The organism is Sphingomonas sp. VDB2 (genome assembly GCF_047946695.1).
GTDB classification, from domain to species: Bacteria; Pseudomonadota; Alphaproteobacteria; order Sphingomonadales; family Sphingomonadaceae; genus Sphingobium; species Sphingobium bisphenolicum.
The window spans coordinates 2,723,438-2,737,903 of sequence record NZ_CP159615.1; the positions used below are offsets into that span (position 1 = coordinate 2,723,438).

Here is a 14,466-nt window from a genome sequence, read left to right on the forward strand (position 1 = left end):
GAATTTGCGATTGCAGAAATGTCGGGATAGATTTGGATCAATGCCGCCGGCAGAGCGGGCGTGACCGGGTCGTTGTCGTGTATGTCCAGGCTTTGCTAAAGACGGCGGCGCATGATCCCAACTCATGTCTCACAGCACGGTCACGTCCCGCGTCGGAAATAGGCTGGCTTCTCCCTGTTAGCATTCGCCCGGAGGTCCATTATGCGTGGGGATCGAAGGTCGGTCGCGATTATAATCGGATTATAAAATTCTTATAATCGATCGCCGGGCACATCCTTGTCGGTGCCGCGAAATGGATCGCGGTCTATCGAAGAGGAACGTGTGATGGAAAAGACTGTCGAACGTCGCAACGACGATATGATCGACCTCGGCGCAATCAGCGTCGAGACGAAGGGCCCGGGCCTTGGCCAGGGTGACGAGATCGGGCTGCAGAACCCGGTCGGCCTTTCCGACGACTGACACCACTGCCGGTGCGCGGTGCTCCCGCGCACCGGTTATCGGAAAGGCGCCGTCATGGCCTTGTCGCTTCGCCCCGGACTGACATTCTGTGAAATCCAGCATCACCTCATCTTCATGGATTATGAGGCGGATCGCTATTTCAGTCTGACAGGGCCTGCGCGCGACAGTCTTCAAAAGCTCCTGAAGTCCTCCGATGCGGGCTTTACGGAACAGGAGATAGCGCCGCTGCGCGCTGCGGGGATCATAGGGCACGGTGAAGGTGCCAAGCCACTTACACCCTGCCAGCATGTACCAGCTGGGCGCAGCATATTCGACCAAGAGGATGGCGCCTCACGCATGGCGGCCCAGATTCCTGAAATTATTGTCCGTTTGGCGGCAATGCGTCGCACATTGAGGCGGCAGGGTTTGCCGACTACCCTGCGTCGGCTTAGGGAAGCAACGCCACTGCCTGTTGTCCTTGGATCGTCCGCGCCCGGCATGCGGCGCCTGTGCGCTGCCTATGAAGCGTCGCGTCGCTACTATCTCCCTGTCGATCATTGCCTGATCCGGGCACTGGCGCTCCACCGCCACGCGCAGCAGCGCGGCCATGATGCAAGGCTGGTCTTTGGTGTGCAGTTGCATCCCTTCTCGGCGCATAGCTGGGTCGAGCAAGACGATCTCATTCTCGACGATCGTGTCGATCATGTGCAGCGTTTCACCCCAATACTGGTCCTGTAATGGCGCTCCGCTACATCGCGCTCGTCTTTCCAGGCGATCTCCTCGAAAGCATCGAGACGATAGTGAATCGCGTCATTGCCGTGACGGGCTTCATCAAGGTCGCCGCATTCGGCCGCGCGGTCGTGTTGGTTGAACCCGGCAGCCCTTTTGTCATGGCGGATGACCGCGCCGGGATCATCCTGGGTTATATGTTCGAAAAGGTTGGCGGTCGAAGCCGCCAGGTCGAGGCCATCTCCCAAGCACCGTCGGCCGGTAGCGGGTCATCGAACTGGGGGGCCTATGTCACCGTCCGGCAGAGCCCGGACGATATGGCGATCGAGATCGCCCGCGATCCCTCTGGCATGATCCCCTGTTATCATGTGCGGCGAAAAGGAATTATTGCCTTTGCATCTGAGCCGACTTTGCTCGTCGACGCGGATCTTCTTCGGACCAATATCGATTGGCGGGTACTCACGCGGTTCCTGATCGCCGATCAAATGCGTCCGGCGCAGACCTGTATCGAAGGCCTGACCGAGCTGCCCGCGGGCTCGCATATGCGGGTTGCCGAGACGGGTTCGCAAGATATTGCGGCTTTTTGGTCACCGTGGCAGCACACCGATCGCCTGTCGCTCATCCGCGATGAGGTGGAGGCCGTCCGCCTGCTGCGCGAGACTATCATGGACTGCGTCCAGGCGTGGACGCGGCCATTCGCACATGTCCTCCTCTATTTGTCGGGGGGGCTTGATTCCTCCATCGTCGCGGCGGCCATGCCCCAGAATGTTCGCGCAAGCCATATTACATTGGTGACCGCCGATCCGTCGGGAGACGAGCGGGATTATGCCCGGCAACTGACCAATCAGTTCGGGCAGCCTTTGTTCGAAAGAATGCTGGAAGTGGGCCTCGTTGACCTGCATCGCTCTGGCGCCGCCCGCTTTCCACGCCCCACGGTCCGATCCTTCGCCCAGGCAGGCGACGCGCTGGGGATCGGGCTTGCAGACGAGGTCGGGGCAGATGTCTTCTTCAACGGCGGCGGTGGTGACAATGTCTTTTGCTATCTGCAATCCGGGGCGTCGATCGCCGATCAGATGCTGGTCGAGGGCATCGGTCGTGGCTCTTGGCGGGCGATCATGGATATGAGCGCTCTCGCCCATGCAGATATCTGGTCTGTTGCCAGAAGCGGCTGGCGGAAGAGTCGGCAAAAGGCAGCCCGTTATGTCTGGAAGCCGGACCTGAGCTTTCTGTCCCCCTTTGCCACGCAGGAGGCGACTGCAGCCTGCAGGCACGATTGGCTGGACGCGCCAGACGGTGCGCTGCCGGGAACGGCAAGCCATATCGCCCTGCTTTTGCGCATCCAGAACCATCTCGACAGCGAACGTGGTTTCAATAGGCCCGTCATCTCGCCCCTGCTGTCGCAGCCAATCGTGGAACTTTGCCTGAAAATTCCATCCTGGTTCTGGTGCCGCGACGGCCGCAACCGCAATGTCGCCCGTAAGGCGTTCGAAGATGTCCTCCCGCCCCCCCTTATCGCCAGATTAGCAAAAGGCACGCCCGACAGCTTCGTAGCGACCCTGTTCGAAGCCCATCGGCAGACCATTGCGACCATGTTGCGGGAAGGTCTTCTGGCACAGGCGGGCCTTCTGGATATGGGCGCGATCGAGCAGAGCATCGATCGGTCGCAACATGCCCGGAACGGCGATTTCTGGCGGCTGATGCGTCTGGTCGATGCCGAAGCATGGGCGCAGTCATGGGCAGCGCGCTAATGATGAACCCATAGCATTATGGACGACGTTGCGATTTCAGCCGCCGCCACCGATCATATTGCGCCGCCTTTTCCGGTGCTGGATCGACGGCATCACGCAACCAGAAATTGAACCAGTCGATATTGCGCGCATAGATGGCCAAGCGGTGAGCCGGTTGCCACTTGATGTGGTGATCGCCCGGAAAGAGGAACATCTCGACCGGCGGGCCAATCTCCCGGAAGGCGGTATAGGCCTCGAGCGCGCGCAAATATTCATCGCTGGCCAGTTGCATCAGCACGGGTCCCTTGATCCTGGCGGCATTCATGGCGGGCGAAATGGGTTTCCAGAAGGCGGGATCATCGGTGGTTGGCGCGGGGTAACCGAAACGCCGCCGTTCCTTTTCCCAGGCCGGTCCACCCATGATCAGGTCCGTCTTGGGGTCGGCGCAACAGGTGCTGACGGAGGTTGCGGCGAACAGATCGGTGTTGATGAGCAGATACCAAACGGTGGTTGAGCCATCGCTCAGACCGGTCAGGCCGATCTTCTTTGGATCGATCACGCCTGTCGCCATGGCCGTCTCGACGCCAGCGACGATGGACGAGGCCACATTATGCCGTTCCCGCCATCCTTTCACATTTTCCGATTCCGCATCCTTCCACGTCCGCCAGTTGCCTTGCTTTAGACTGGTAGCGAAGAATGGCGGGCTCTCGACGCTCAGGACGGCGAAGCCCTGCGCCGCAAAGGCATGGATGGGGTATTCGTCACCGATACTGCCGCGCAGGAAGCCGCGTGTTCGATACTGGACGACGATCAACGGCAGTTTTGCGCCGACGGGGTAACTGGCGGGCAGAACAAGATCGCCGAAAGTCTCAAAGCCCAACGGGTTCTTCCAATAAAGGCGCTGGACCTTTCCCATCTGTAAATGCTGAAATTCCGGGTTTGGATCGAAGATAACCGATGATCGGCCGGTATCGGCATCCAGCGCCACGATGCGCCGGGGCTGGGTCGATCCTTCCTGGGCGCAGATGAGATGATCCTCCAAAGGGAGGCAGCCCGTCAACAGGCCATCAGTCCCCCACATCTTTCGCGGTGCGGAGTGTCCCGGCGTCCATAGATAGAATGTCAGGCGACTGCCGCCATAGCCGTCGCGGCGGAGATACCGGACGGCACCATGTTTGGCGGACCACCACATGCCGATGATGCCATCGGCGCAACTGCTGTGCTGACACTGCCATTCACGTCCCTGCCGGTCCTTGCCCCACAAGCGGATAGGACTGAGATAACGATCGGGCACCTCCGCCTTCACCCACCCTTCCTCGCCAGAAGGCCCGGTGATGGCCAAAGGTCGTCCCAGCAGCATGCCCGGACCGATCCGGTCGAGCGCGGTCCGCTCTGCTGGCGTGGCGGAGCGATCCGATGAGGACGTCGAAGAAATATCTGCAGCGGCATAATGAAGGGGTAATGGCCCCCGGATCATCGGTCGGTCACCATAGATGGGCATCGCCCGATCGTCGAACAGGTAGCCGGTCAGGCTTTCCAGATCGAGCTTAGCATTTTCTTCGATCAGGGATGGCCGGTTGGCATATATGAGCGCCCTCCCGTCATCCGACCAGGCGACGGCCTCGACATCGACGGGGGAATGGGACACCTGCGTGCCGCTTGTGCCATGCACGCTCGCGCGCCATGCCTGCGTCCTGCCCCGATCCTTGCGCAGATAGGCAATCTGGGTGCCATCGGGCGACCAGCGCGGCTGGTTGATCGCGGCGATACCCGTATCGGTCAGAAGCCCGCGCTGCTCGCTCTGGAAGGTAACCCGGATCAATTCTCCACCTTGATCGACGAGCCGGGCCACGCTGTCCGGCCGAAGATCGACCACCACGAGGCCCTGGCAATAGCTGTTGGTCTCAGGATGTGCCCGGGTCAGGATGAAGGCGATCGACCGCCCATCGGGTGACAGGGCAAGCGGACTTTGTCCTGTAGGCATGCCGCCGATTGGCCCTATGTCCCGCAACTTCGCGATATCGCCCGCCGTCACCGCGCGCGCGACGTCCTGACGCAAACCGGGTAGCAAATCCGCACATTGCGAGGCCATGGCTGGCGTCCCGCAGACATTGCCCAAGAACAGGCCGATGCCCATGATCAACAACCGTGCGCGATAGTTCATGCATGCCAATGCCATGGCGATCACCAATGCTTCGTAATCGAAAGGCTGACGAAACGGCCGATCGCTGAATTGTTGGTGGAGTCGTAGGGCAGATCGTAGACTTGCGAGCGGCGCACGATCCCCGGCTTCTCGTTGAGGATATTGAGAAGTGTCAGCCCCACATCCATGTCTGATAGCAGACCCGCCTCGCCTATATGGTGCCGCGCCGTAAGGTCGATCGTCGTCATCTCGCCCGATCGGGTGACAGGTGTGAAGCGAAGGTCTTCCGTCGATCCCATATGGCTCAGGGTGCTCGACAAGGATGTGGCGCCGTTGGTCCAGGTGACGGCACCGCGACCCCGATAATGGGGCGGATTGAAGATTGTGCCTGCCAGAGCCACAAGTGGCTGGCTGGCGCTGAGCTTTTGCGTGCTATGCAGATAGCTGCCGTTGGCACTCAATGTCAGTCGTTGCCCGCCGCCAAGCGCGAGTGCGTAGCGAACGGACAGATCCACGCCCTTGATATTCTGCCGCGTAGCATTGGCGTTGCGATTATCCACAATGGCGACAACGGTCGCCGGATCGTAGGCGCCGGTCAGATAATTGATCGACTCGGTATTCGCTAGCGCGGACGCCTTGTCAGCCTCGGTCGGCGAGACGTTGATCAAATCCGCATAGATGGGATTGCTCAGCGACTGACTGCTATAGGTGATGGGTGCGACGATACGATCGCGATAGGCAATGTCGAAATAGCTCAGTTCGATCTGCAGGCCTGGGACTGCCCGGGGATGGAGATCGAGCGTCCCTGTCCAGCTCCTAGCGCGCTCGGGCTTGAGATCGGGGCTTCCCCCGGTCACCAATAGCGCGGTGGCGTTCGCCGGATAGCCCGATCCACCCACGTTGCGCACCGCGGTGACCGATACGAATTTCCCCGAATACTGCTGGAACATGGTGGGCGCCTTGAACGATTTCCCCCAGGATCCCTTCAATGAGACATCGGGCGTGGGTGCATAGATCAGGCCGAGCTTGGGCGTGGCGATCTTGTCGATGCCCGGATAATCCTCATAGCGGATCGCGCCACTGAACGTCAGTTGATCGACGAGGCGCACGTCCATCATGCGCGAGACAAGCGGCAGGTTCAGTTCTGCAAAACCGTAATAGCTGTCCTGGGACACATTGATGTTCTGCGGCGAGCCGGTTGTCCGATAGGCATGAAATCCATTGCGTCGATAGCCGCCGCCGACGGCGAGTTTGGCCTCGCCGCCCGGCAAATGCATCAGAGGCCCGCTAGCATTCAGTTCGATCGACTGGGCGTCGTTACAATAGCAGGCGCGGACCGACGAAAAGACGGATCCGCCGATATAGGTGTCGGAATCATAGTGCGTCTTGTCCTTGCCGTACATGCCAGCAAGGGAGAGCGACCAGCCCTGGCCGACCGACCAGTCCAGCGACGGCGCCAGAGCGAAAGAGGTGTTGCGCGGAAACAGCAATGTTCCCAACTGGCGATAGTCTCCGGTCGCGTTCAGCGGATAATTGTAGAGGCTGGTGCGGTGGTTGTAGAGCGCATCGAGCGAAAATGTGAGGTCAGCGGTCAATGCCTGATGGCCACTCATGATCAGGCTATGCCGTTTTACAGCGGGAAAAAGGGATTGCCCGCCATAGCTGGCGGTATAGCTGCGCTGGCGCGCCTCGATCGCCGTGTCGCGTTCGAAATCATAGGCTATGAAAGCCCCGCCGCTGCCCCATTTCTTCCCCACGATAACGCCATATTGCTGCTGCTCGTTGCCGCCGTCGGTCGACATCCCCAGCCGGGCGCTGGTGCTGACGCCGTCAAAGTCGCGTTTCAGGATGATGTTGGCAACGCCGGCGACAGCGTCTGATCCGTAAATCGCGGATGCACCGTCTGCCACGATCTCTAGCCGATCGACGGCCAGCATCGGGATGGCGGACACATCGACGCTTTGCCGCGACACATTATAGGCCAGCCGATGACCGTTCAGCAGCGTCAGAGTTGCATCCGATCCCAGGCCGCGCAGATTGATGCTTGATCCCGAGCCAACATTGACGCCGCTGGCCGAAGGGACATTCAATCCGACACCCACATTCTGGCCGCCGCCGAAACTCTGTGGGATGCTCCGGACGACGTCGCCGAGATTGGTTTGCCCGGCGTTGCGCATGTCGTCCTGATCGAGCACGATGGTAGGCGATGGCGACGTAACACCCTTCAGCCGGGATCCGGTGACGACGATCGCAGTCGCCGCTTCACCCGAGGCGAGGGCATCCGCCGCCCCGTCTCGCCCCCGAATGAAGATAGTCCCGTCCGTGATGCGTGCATGCAGGCTGGTTCCGGCCAGCAATCGATCGACGGCGACCTGCGGCGTGAATTGTCCCTGGAGCGAAGGCGCAGTAAGCCCGGCAACATCGGCAGGTACGAAGAGTATCTCCATCCTGGATGCAGCGGCGGCCTCGCGCAGCGCATCGGCCATTGGCTGGCTGGACTGATTATAAGGCACCGCGACGTCGGTCTGGGCCGTAGCACATTGGTACACAGCCAGCGTGGTCAGCGCCGCGCTGGCGAGCAGAGTGGAATGCAGAAATCCGGAAATACGCATTGTCAGCCCCTTTTGTGACGCCTGCCGTTGGCGGTCGTTCAAGGGGATCGATGCGGGGTCAGGCGAAGACCTTAAGGAGGACGTAAAATAATTTCAGCGTCGCAGGATGATCGCGCCAGAGGGTTGATGTTCTACGGCCAAATCGAGACTTTGGGCCAGGTTGGCAGCGAGCCGGTCGGGATCATCGATCCGAAACCGTCCGGACAATCGCATGTCAGGAAGGCCGCTGCCCTCGATGCGGATCGGCGCGCGGGCGTACCGGTTGGCGATCGCGACGATTTCCGAGAGGGGTGCGGACTCAAATGCCATCATGCCATCGACCCATTCGATGTCGCGCGGGTCGATGGCGGCGATCGGCACGGCATGATCGGTCCGGGTGAAGGTCAGGGCCTGACCAGGCTTCAGCTTACGCGGCGGCATTGGACGTGAGATCGACGGTTGCACATCGACGCCCCCTTCCAGCAGTCTGACCTGCACCGCGCCGCCAGGCGCAAGGGCGACGTCAAACACTGTCCCGGTTGCTGTCACTGTTCCTGTTCCGGCATGCACGATGAAGGAGCGGCCGTCATGGGCAACGGAAAAGCGCGCGCGGCCGGCATCCAGCCAGATATCCCGGGCCTTCGGGTTGAAGGCAAACCGCATAACGCTTTGCGTATCCAGCGATACGAATGATCCGTCGGGCAGGCGCCGGCGGGAAATCGCACCATGCTGGTTTTCTATGGTGGCCGATAGGCCAACGGTTTTGGCTGCAGCGGTCTGCCGACCATTGGTCTCGATGGTGGCAGGGGGTGACAGCGTCTTCCAGAGCGGCCAGGCTGCGCTCAATACCACGGCAACGACCGCGACGAGAGCCCATTGCGTGCGGTGACCGGGACTATCGACCGGCGCTGGCCGCCATCGCGTCGACCGGCTCAACATTTTCGCATCGTGAAAACGGCCGGCCGCCTTATTGTAAGCCGAAAGATTGGCAGGGTCGGCGGCGAGCCACGCATCCAGGTCCTGTTGATATCGCGCGGCGTCGGGCCGCTGCATTCTTGCCAGCCACATGGCCGCAACGGTGCGCCGGTCCAGGTCAGGGGCAGGATCAGCGGGCATGTTGGTCATGGTCGTCCAGATAGCGGTCGATATGGGCTATGGCGCGCATCATATGATATTCCACTGCGCCCATGCTCAGCGCGACTTTCGCCTGAATTTCCTTGTAGGTCATGCCGTCGCGCCTGCTCATCAGGAAAATCTCCCGCGTTTTTGGCGCTAGACCGGCAACGGCCTTTTCGTAAAGGGCAAGGAGCTGACTGGCTTCAATCTCTAGTTCTTGTTGTGGCGGATGAGCACAGTCGCAGTCATCCTCAAACGCCACCATCTGCCGCTCGAAGGCTCGGCGCGGTCCACGGGCGCGGCCAAACAGGAGGTTTCGGGCAACGCGTTGCAGATAGGCGGCGGGATTGGCCAGATCGCCAATGCGCGGGACGCGCGCGATCTGAACGAAACTCTCCTGGACAAGGTCACTGGCCGCGTCGGCATCGCCGGTCTTTCGCCGGAAATAGGAAAGCAGGCGTGAAGACTCCTGCCGAAAGAGCGTGTCGAGCAGCGCGCTGTCCGCGCTGGGCGCCGTCAGCACAGGCCTGTCCTTTGGCCCGGCGCTCATGGCAATGGCTCGCAGTTCGTCCGCACAGGCGGGCAGCAATGATAAGGCATGGAAAGCGTCCACGCGGCATGCTGGAATATCCGGAAAACCGGACAGCCAGATCAGCGATGGTCGCCGTCGTCCAGCGCGGTGTGCGCCTTATCCCGAAACGGCCACCCGTCCGGACAGGACAGGTGTGCATGATGCTGGCAGGGAAATCCTACACCCGGTAGCCAGATCGATCCCGTAGTGCCTGGCGATCATGCCAACTTGGCAAAGGGCATGCAAGGGCGGGTCAGCCCGCCTTGCGGACCTCGCCCTCGAGGAAGGCCAAGCGTTCCGAACACACCATATGTACGACGCGACCCAGCTCCTCGATCTGCTCCGCCAGCCAGTTGAGCTGATCGAGAGAGACGCGATAATGTTTCGAATAGCGCGCCTTCACATAGGCATCTTTGAGCTTTTCAAAGGCTGCGCGGTGAACCGTACCGGGTTTGCCGGAGGCTATTTGGTTTAAGTTACGCAGCCATGGAGACGTCGTCCAGCATGGCATAATATTGTGCTTCGGCCTCAGCCGGTGGGATATTGCCGATGGGCTCCAGCAGGCGTCTGTTGTTAAACCAGTCCACCCATTTGAGCGTGGCATATTCGACGGCTTCAAAGGACCGCCATGGTCCTCGCCGATGTATCACCTCGGCCTTATAAAGGCCGTTGATCGTCTCAGCCAAAGCATTGTCATAGCTGTCGCCGACGCTGCCAACCGATGGCTCGATCCCGGCTTCGGCAAGCCGCTCCGAGTATCGGATCGACACGTATTGCGATCCGCGGTCGCTGTGATGGATGAGACCACCCCGATGGACAGGACGTCGTTCGTGGATAGCCTGTTCCAGTGCGTCCAGCACGAAGCCGGCATGCGCAGTCCTGCTGACCCGCCAGCCCACAATGTAGCGAGCATAGACATCGATCACGAAGGCGACATAAACGAAGCCCGCCCACGTCGCGACGTAGGTGAAGTCCGACACCCAGAGCATGTTCGGCGCCGGTGCATGGAACTGCCGGTTCACATGATCGAGCGGGCACGGCGCAGCCTTGTCGCTGATCGTGGTGCGCACGGGCTTGCCCCGGATCACCCCCTGTAAACCCAGATCGCGCATCAGACGCGCGATAGTGCAACGGGCAACAGCAAAGCCCTCGCGGTTCATCTGCCGCCAGACCTTGCGCACGCCGTACACCCCGAAATTCTCGGCAAAGACCCGGACCACCTCTGGCTTCAGATCCTGATCGCGCCGGACACGATCTGACAGTCGCTCCGGATCACGTCGCTGTGCGACGCGCTCATGATAGGTGGATGGGGCAATTGGCAGAACCCTGCAAATCGGCTCGACCCCATATTCCGCGCGATGCTCGTCTATGAAGGCCGTCATCGTTTGAACGGGCGGTCGAGCTCCGCCTGGGCAAAATATGCGCTCGCCTTGCGCAATATCTCATTGGCCTGACGCAACTCCCGGTTCTCACGCTCCAGCGCCTTCAGGCGATCAGCCATCTCGGTAGGCACGCCAGCGCGCTTGCCGCTGTCCACCTCCGCCTTCTTTACCCACTCGTTCAGCGTGTGCGCCGAGCACCCGATCTTCTCGGCGATAGAAATCATCGCTGCCCAGCGAGAGGGATGATCTGCTTCGTGATCCAGCACCATGCGCACCGCCCGTGCGCGAACCTCAGGTGCAAACTTGTTCGTCGTTTTGCTCATATCGGCTCCACTTACTCAGAAGTTGGAGCCTCCGGCAAACCCGGTACGGTTCAGTCCGGCGATTATGGTCGATGGCACGTCGGTCCGCATTGGCGCGGGAGCGGCAGGCAAGGCCGCGACCGTCTGGCTGGTCCGCTATGATGCCAAATCGCGCGACGTTCCGATCCGGGCCGGCGAGAATGGCGGGCGCACGCTGCCGCATCGCGACATCGTGCGCGAACTGGCCAAGCTTGGCGACTGGTCCGGGTCATCGACTTCCTTTCCGCTTCCACCAGCACGTGAACGCGGTCTGTCGACCGCCATACTGGTCCAGCGTGGCGCAGGCGGTCCCATCATCGCCGCCCGAAAACTCTAACCACTACCCGTGGCCGACGGTGTCGCGGTCCGGTCCCCCTAAACGACGCCAAATCAAGGAGAAGACCCCATGCGTATCCTCACCCTTATAGCGATTTCTGCCATGTCTATCGCCGCCGCCACACCTGCCCTAGCACAGGACGCGATGATGAAAGGCGGCATGAAGTCCGACAAAATGATGAAGATGTCGGCCGCAGACACCAGGAAGATGCAATCCTGTCAGGCGATGTCGCACGATATGATGATGAAGAATGCTGGCTGCAAGAAGATTATGAAGATGCATCCCGACATGATGAAGTCCGACAAGATGATGCCGGGCCACTGATGCATCATGCTTTGACGGGTGCGGCATATGGTCGCGCCCGTCCCCAGTCCTACAACGCAGGATACCGGCCATGTCCGATCCCGATCGTTCCGTGCCAGAGGGCAGCGATCTCATCTACCGGCAGCGGCGACCGGTCCGCCTGTGGCATTGGCTCAACGCCTTTAGCGTCATTGTCATGCTGATGAGCGGCCTGATGATCTTCAACGCCCATCCCATGCTCTACTGGGGGCAATATGGAGCGAACCAGGACCTCCCCTGGCTGGTGATCGGCGCCAACGAGGGAGCAGGATTTCTCAAGATTGGTGGAGTGACCATCCCTACCACCGGCGTGCTCGGCATTTCCGGTGACAATGAATTGGCTTTTCCCGCGCTGGTCACGATCCCGTCGAGCTATGATCTGGCGGCTGCTCGCCGGTGGCATTTTGCCTCCGCGTGGCTGCTTGTCGTTCCCGGTCTCTTATTCTGGATCTGGGGTCTGGCGAGTCGCCACGTCCAGCGCGACCTCGCCCCTACAGGGCAGGAACTGCGCCCACGGCACATCTGGCAGGACGTCAAGAACCATGCCCGTCTGCGTTTCCCCAGGGGCGAGGCAGCGCGGCGCTATAATATTCTCCAGAAACTCAGCTATGTCGGCGTGATCTTCGGGTTGCTGCCGACAATGGTACTGACCGGCCTTACCATGTCGCCCGGCATGAATGCCGCCTGGCCGTGGATGCTCGATCTGTTCGGCGGGCGCCAGTCGGCGCGCTCGGTCCACTTCATCTGCGCCAGCCTGCTCGTCGCCTTCATCATCGTCCATCTTATGATGGTCGTGCTCGCCGGCCCGGTGAACGAACTGCGCTTGATGATCACCGGTTGGTACCGATTGCCTCGGGAGAAAGCGCGATGACGATCCTGACACGGCGCAAGCTGATCGGATCGATCGGTGTTGGGGCTGGCAGTCTGCTGCTGGCGGGTTGCGATCGGATCGTTGCGTCGCCGACGGTCAGGCAAGTCCTGGGCGTGGGCGAAGGACTAACCCGTCGGACACAGCGACTCGTGACCGATCGACATGCGCTAGCGCGCGAATTTTCGCCGTCCGACATGTCCCCCAGTTTTCGCGTGAACGGCAACAGCATGCCGACAAGTGAGGCGTACCAGGCCCATGCGGCGCAGCGCTTTGTCGACTGGCGGCTTGTCGTCGATGGCCTTGTGCGACGCCCGCTGGCTCTATCGCTCGCGCAAATTCGGGCCATGCCGACGCGGACCCAGATCACCCGCCATGATTGTGTCGAGGGCTGGAGCGCGATCGGCAAATGGACCGGGTTGCCGCTAAAGCTGCTGATGGACGGGGCTGGTCCCTTGCCGGCAGCGCGTTACGCCGTCTTCCATTGTGCGGACGATTTCGATGGTGAACCCTATTATGAGAGTATCGACCTGATCGATGTCTATCATCCACAGACGATTCTAGCCTGGGGGATGAACGACGAATTATTAAGTGTCGGTCATGGGGCACCACTCCGCCTGCGCGTCGAGCGGCAGCTCGGCTACAAGCAGGCGAAATATGTCATGCGGGTCGAGTTGGTCGACGACCTCGCCAAAGTCGGTTCGGGCAAGGGCGGCTATTGGGAGGATTCGGCCGACTATCAATGGTATGCCGGAATTTAGGCCAAGGTAGCGAAGGCCTTTCCGGCACACCATATATAGCATCCGATGGAGGTATATCATGGCAGACTATCGCAAGACCGATGAAGCTATCGCCGCGCTAACGCCCGAACAACATCGCGTCACGCAGCAAAGCGGCACCGAACGACCCGGCACAGGCAAATATGAGAAGCACAAGGAGCCGGGCATCTATGTCGATATCGTCTCAGGCGAGCCCCTTTTTGCCTCGTCCGATAAATATGAGTCGGGTTGCGGTTGGCCGAGTTTCACCAAGCCGATCGAACCGGCCAATGTCGCTGAACTGAAGGACGGCTCGCTCGGCATGGTCCGTACCGAGGTAAGGTCCGCTCATGGCGACAGTCATTTGGGTCATGTCTTCACCGATGGTCCGCGGGACCGGGGCGGCCTGCGCTATTGCATCAACTCGGCCTCGCTGCGCTTCGTCCACCGCGACGATATGGAGGCGCAGGACTATGGTGCCTATCTGCCGCAAGTAGAGGATATATCCTGTCCATGAGATGGCGCTTGTCCGTCAGAGCTTCTTGCGCACTCGCCCGTTGAAGTCGCGTTTGCCGATCTCCAGCCCCTTCATCCGCAGGATGTCATACGCCGTCGTCGCGTGAAAATAGAAATTGGGCTGGGAGAAGGAGAGGAGGAAATCTTCCGCCAGAAAATCGATATGATTATCGCCGAAGGTGAAGCGCATATCGCGGCCTATGAAACTTTCCACCTCATCGGGATCCATCCCTTTCAGGCTGGCGATAGTCTCGGCTACCCGATTACGAAGTGCGTCGAAGCTTGCCGGCGGTGGGGCGATGTCGGGCGAGAAGCTGCCCCTTCGCACCCCCTCGATCGCACCGATCGAATGCACCGCCGTCGATTTCACCTGGTAGGCGAAGGGCTGCATGTCAGGAGCCAGCCGGGCGTCGATCAGTGCGTCGGGCAACAAGTTATTTGCAGCGCAATAGGCTTCTGCCTTGCCGACGAGGCGTTCGACGGAACTGAGTATCTGCAAATAGGACGGAATCGTCGCCGCATAGAGGGTGAACGCCATGTCTAGCTCCCATATTTTCGGCATGAGTAGCGACTGGGCGCGCTTTCGACCAGTCTCATGCTTGAGCTA

At 60.4% G+C, this 14,466-nt stretch carries 14 protein-coding genes, 1 pseudogene and 1 other annotated feature; of the genes and pseudogenes, 8 read left to right on the forward strand and 7 right to left on the reverse strand.

The genetic code is table 11. The annotated features are described in order from the left end of the window. Positions 1–324: 324 nt before the first annotated feature. Genes ABT375_RS13585 through ABT375_RS13595 form a run of 3 tightly spaced genes read left to right on the forward strand, consistent with a single transcriptional unit; the run spans position 325 to position 2,915 of the window. A complete protein-coding gene (locus ABT375_RS13585; protein ID WP_156106185.1) occupies positions 325–459 on the forward strand; it encodes a benenodin family lasso peptide in 135 nt (44 codons plus the stop codon). A gap of 54 nt (positions 460–513) precedes the next feature. Next, positions 514–1,176, forward strand: coding sequence for a lasso peptide biosynthesis B2 protein (locus tag ABT375_RS13590; protein WP_416462947.1), 663 nt, complete (start codon positions 514–516; stop codon positions 1,174–1,176). Continuing rightward, positions 1,176–2,915, forward strand: a complete 1,740-nt coding sequence (locus ABT375_RS13595) for an asparagine synthase-related protein (RefSeq protein ID WP_416462948.1) — start codon at positions 1,176–1,178, stop codon at positions 2,913–2,915. The genes ABT375_RS13590 and ABT375_RS13595 overlap by 1 nt, the downstream gene beginning before the upstream one ends. 16 nt (positions 2,916–2,931) lie before the next feature. Here the strand turns inward: ABT375_RS13595 and ABT375_RS13600 are convergent, their stop codons facing one another. From ABT375_RS13600 to ABT375_RS13625, 6 genes and pseudogenes are all read right to left on the reverse strand, one after another. Beyond that, complete coding sequence (locus ABT375_RS13600) at positions 2,932–5,058, reverse strand: Atxe2 family lasso peptide isopeptidase (RefSeq protein WP_416462949.1); 2,127 nt, start codon at positions 5,056–5,058, stop codon at positions 2,932–2,934. Positions 5,059–5,078: 20 nt separating this feature from the next. Further along, the gene (locus ABT375_RS13605) at positions 5,079–7,649 is read right to left on the reverse strand and encodes a TonB-dependent receptor domain-containing protein (protein WP_416462950.1); all 2,571 of its coding nucleotides are present in this window, start codon (positions 7,647–7,649) and stop codon (positions 5,079–5,081) included. A gap of 93 nt (positions 7,650–7,742) precedes the next feature. Next, positions 7,743–8,753, reverse strand: coding sequence for a FecR family protein (locus ABT375_RS13610; protein ID WP_416462951.1), 1,011 nt, complete (start codon positions 8,751–8,753; stop codon positions 7,743–7,745). Then, positions 8,734–9,267 (reverse strand): RNA polymerase sigma factor, encoded by a 534-nt coding sequence (locus ABT375_RS13615; protein WP_416462952.1) that lies wholly within the window; start codon positions 9,265–9,267, stop codon positions 8,734–8,736. Before ABT375_RS13615 ends, ABT375_RS13610 begins: the two co-directional genes overlap by 20 nt. 301 nt (positions 9,268–9,568) lie before the next feature. Beyond that, positions 9,569–9,751: pseudogene (locus ABT375_RS13620) on the reverse strand (nucleotidyltransferase); the annotation flags it as partial. 40 nt (positions 9,752–9,791) lie between these two features. Then, positions 9,792–11,020, reverse strand: a protein-coding gene (locus ABT375_RS13625; protein ID WP_416462458.1) for an IS3 family transposase whose coding sequence is annotated in 2 segments (ribosomal slippage) — positions 9,792–10,732 and positions 10,732–11,020 — 1,230 coding nt in all. Because the reading frame shifts where the segments join, the coding sequence is not laid out codon by codon here. After that, positions 10,623–10,739 (reverse strand) — a sequence feature (AL1L pseudoknot). (Overlaps the previous gene by 117 nt.) A gap of 64 nt (positions 11,021–11,084) precedes the next feature. Here ABT375_RS13625 and ABT375_RS13630 point away from each other — a divergent pair. The 5 genes from ABT375_RS13630 (at position 11,085) to msrB (ending at position 13,860) form a co-directional block, all read left to right on the forward strand. After that, on the forward strand, positions 11,085–11,375 hold the full coding sequence (locus ABT375_RS13630) for a DUF1223 domain-containing protein (RefSeq protein WP_416462953.1): 291 nt from the start codon (positions 11,085–11,087) through the stop codon (positions 11,373–11,375). Between the two features lie 69 nt (positions 11,376–11,444). Then, positions 11,445–11,699 carry a hypothetical protein gene (locus ABT375_RS13635; RefSeq protein ID WP_416462954.1) on the forward strand — a complete coding sequence of 85 codons (255 nt, stop codon included), beginning with the start codon at positions 11,445–11,447 and terminating at the stop codon, positions 11,697–11,699. 70 nt (positions 11,700–11,769) lie between these two features. Then, positions 11,770–12,588, forward strand: coding sequence for a cytochrome b/b6 domain-containing protein (locus ABT375_RS13640; protein ID WP_416462955.1), 819 nt, complete (start codon positions 11,770–11,772; stop codon positions 12,586–12,588). Beyond that, entirely contained in the window at positions 12,585–13,346 is a 762-nt protein-coding gene (locus tag ABT375_RS13645) for a molybdopterin-binding protein (protein WP_416462956.1), read from the forward strand. The genes ABT375_RS13640 and ABT375_RS13645 overlap by 4 nt, the downstream gene beginning before the upstream one ends. A 58-nt stretch (positions 13,347–13,404) precedes the next feature. Next, entirely contained in the window at positions 13,405–13,860 is a 456-nt protein-coding gene (gene msrB, locus ABT375_RS13650) for a peptide-methionine (R)-S-oxide reductase MsrB (RefSeq protein ID WP_336973768.1), read from the forward strand. A 15-nt stretch (positions 13,861–13,875) separates the two neighbouring features. Here msrB and ABT375_RS13655 read toward each other — a convergent pair whose 3' ends face one another. Then, positions 13,876–14,397: a DUF1993 domain-containing protein gene (locus tag ABT375_RS13655; protein WP_416462957.1), complete on the reverse strand. Its 522-nt coding sequence runs from the start codon at positions 14,395–14,397 to the stop codon at positions 13,876–13,878. Positions 14,398–14,466 lie beyond the last annotated feature (69 nt).

Bases quoted from the DNA above. Each gene is read 5' to 3' on its own strand.
- ABT375_RS13585 (WP_156106185.1), top strand. From the start codon at position 325: ATGGAAAAGACTGTCGAACGTCGCAACGACGATATGATCGACCTCGGC.
- ABT375_RS13645 (WP_416462956.1), top strand. From the start codon at position 12,585: ATGACGATCCTGACACGGCGCAAGCTGATCGGATCGATCGGTGTTGGG.
- ABT375_RS13600 (WP_416462949.1), bottom strand. From the start codon at position 5,058: ATGAACTATCGCGCACGGTTGTTGATCATGGGCATCGGCCTGTTCTTG.
- ABT375_RS13635 (WP_416462954.1), top strand. From the start codon at position 11,445: ATGCGTATCCTCACCCTTATAGCGATTTCTGCCATGTCTATCGCCGCC.
- msrB (WP_336973768.1), top strand. From the start codon at position 13,405: ATGGCAGACTATCGCAAGACCGATGAAGCTATCGCCGCGCTAACGCCC.
- ABT375_RS13640 (WP_416462955.1), top strand. From the start codon at position 11,770: ATGTCCGATCCCGATCGTTCCGTGCCAGAGGGCAGCGATCTCATCTAC.
- ABT375_RS13595 (WP_416462948.1), top strand. From the start codon at position 1,176: ATGGCGCTCCGCTACATCGCGCTCGTCTTTCCAGGCGATCTCCTCGAA.
- ABT375_RS13655 (WP_416462957.1), bottom strand. From the start codon at position 14,397: ATGGCGTTCACCCTCTATGCGGCGACGATTCCGTCCTATTTGCAGATA.
- ABT375_RS13605 (WP_416462950.1), bottom strand. From the start codon at position 7,649: ATGCGTATTTCCGGATTTCTGCATTCCACTCTGCTCGCCAGCGCGGCG.
- ABT375_RS13630 (WP_416462953.1), top strand. From the start codon at position 11,085: ATGGTCGATGGCACGTCGGTCCGCATTGGCGCGGGAGCGGCAGGCAAG.
- ABT375_RS13610 (WP_416462951.1), bottom strand. From the start codon at position 8,753: ATGACCAACATGCCCGCTGATCCTGCCCCTGACCTGGACCGGCGCACC.
- ABT375_RS13590 (WP_416462947.1), top strand. From the start codon at position 514: ATGGCCTTGTCGCTTCGCCCCGGACTGACATTCTGTGAAATCCAGCAT.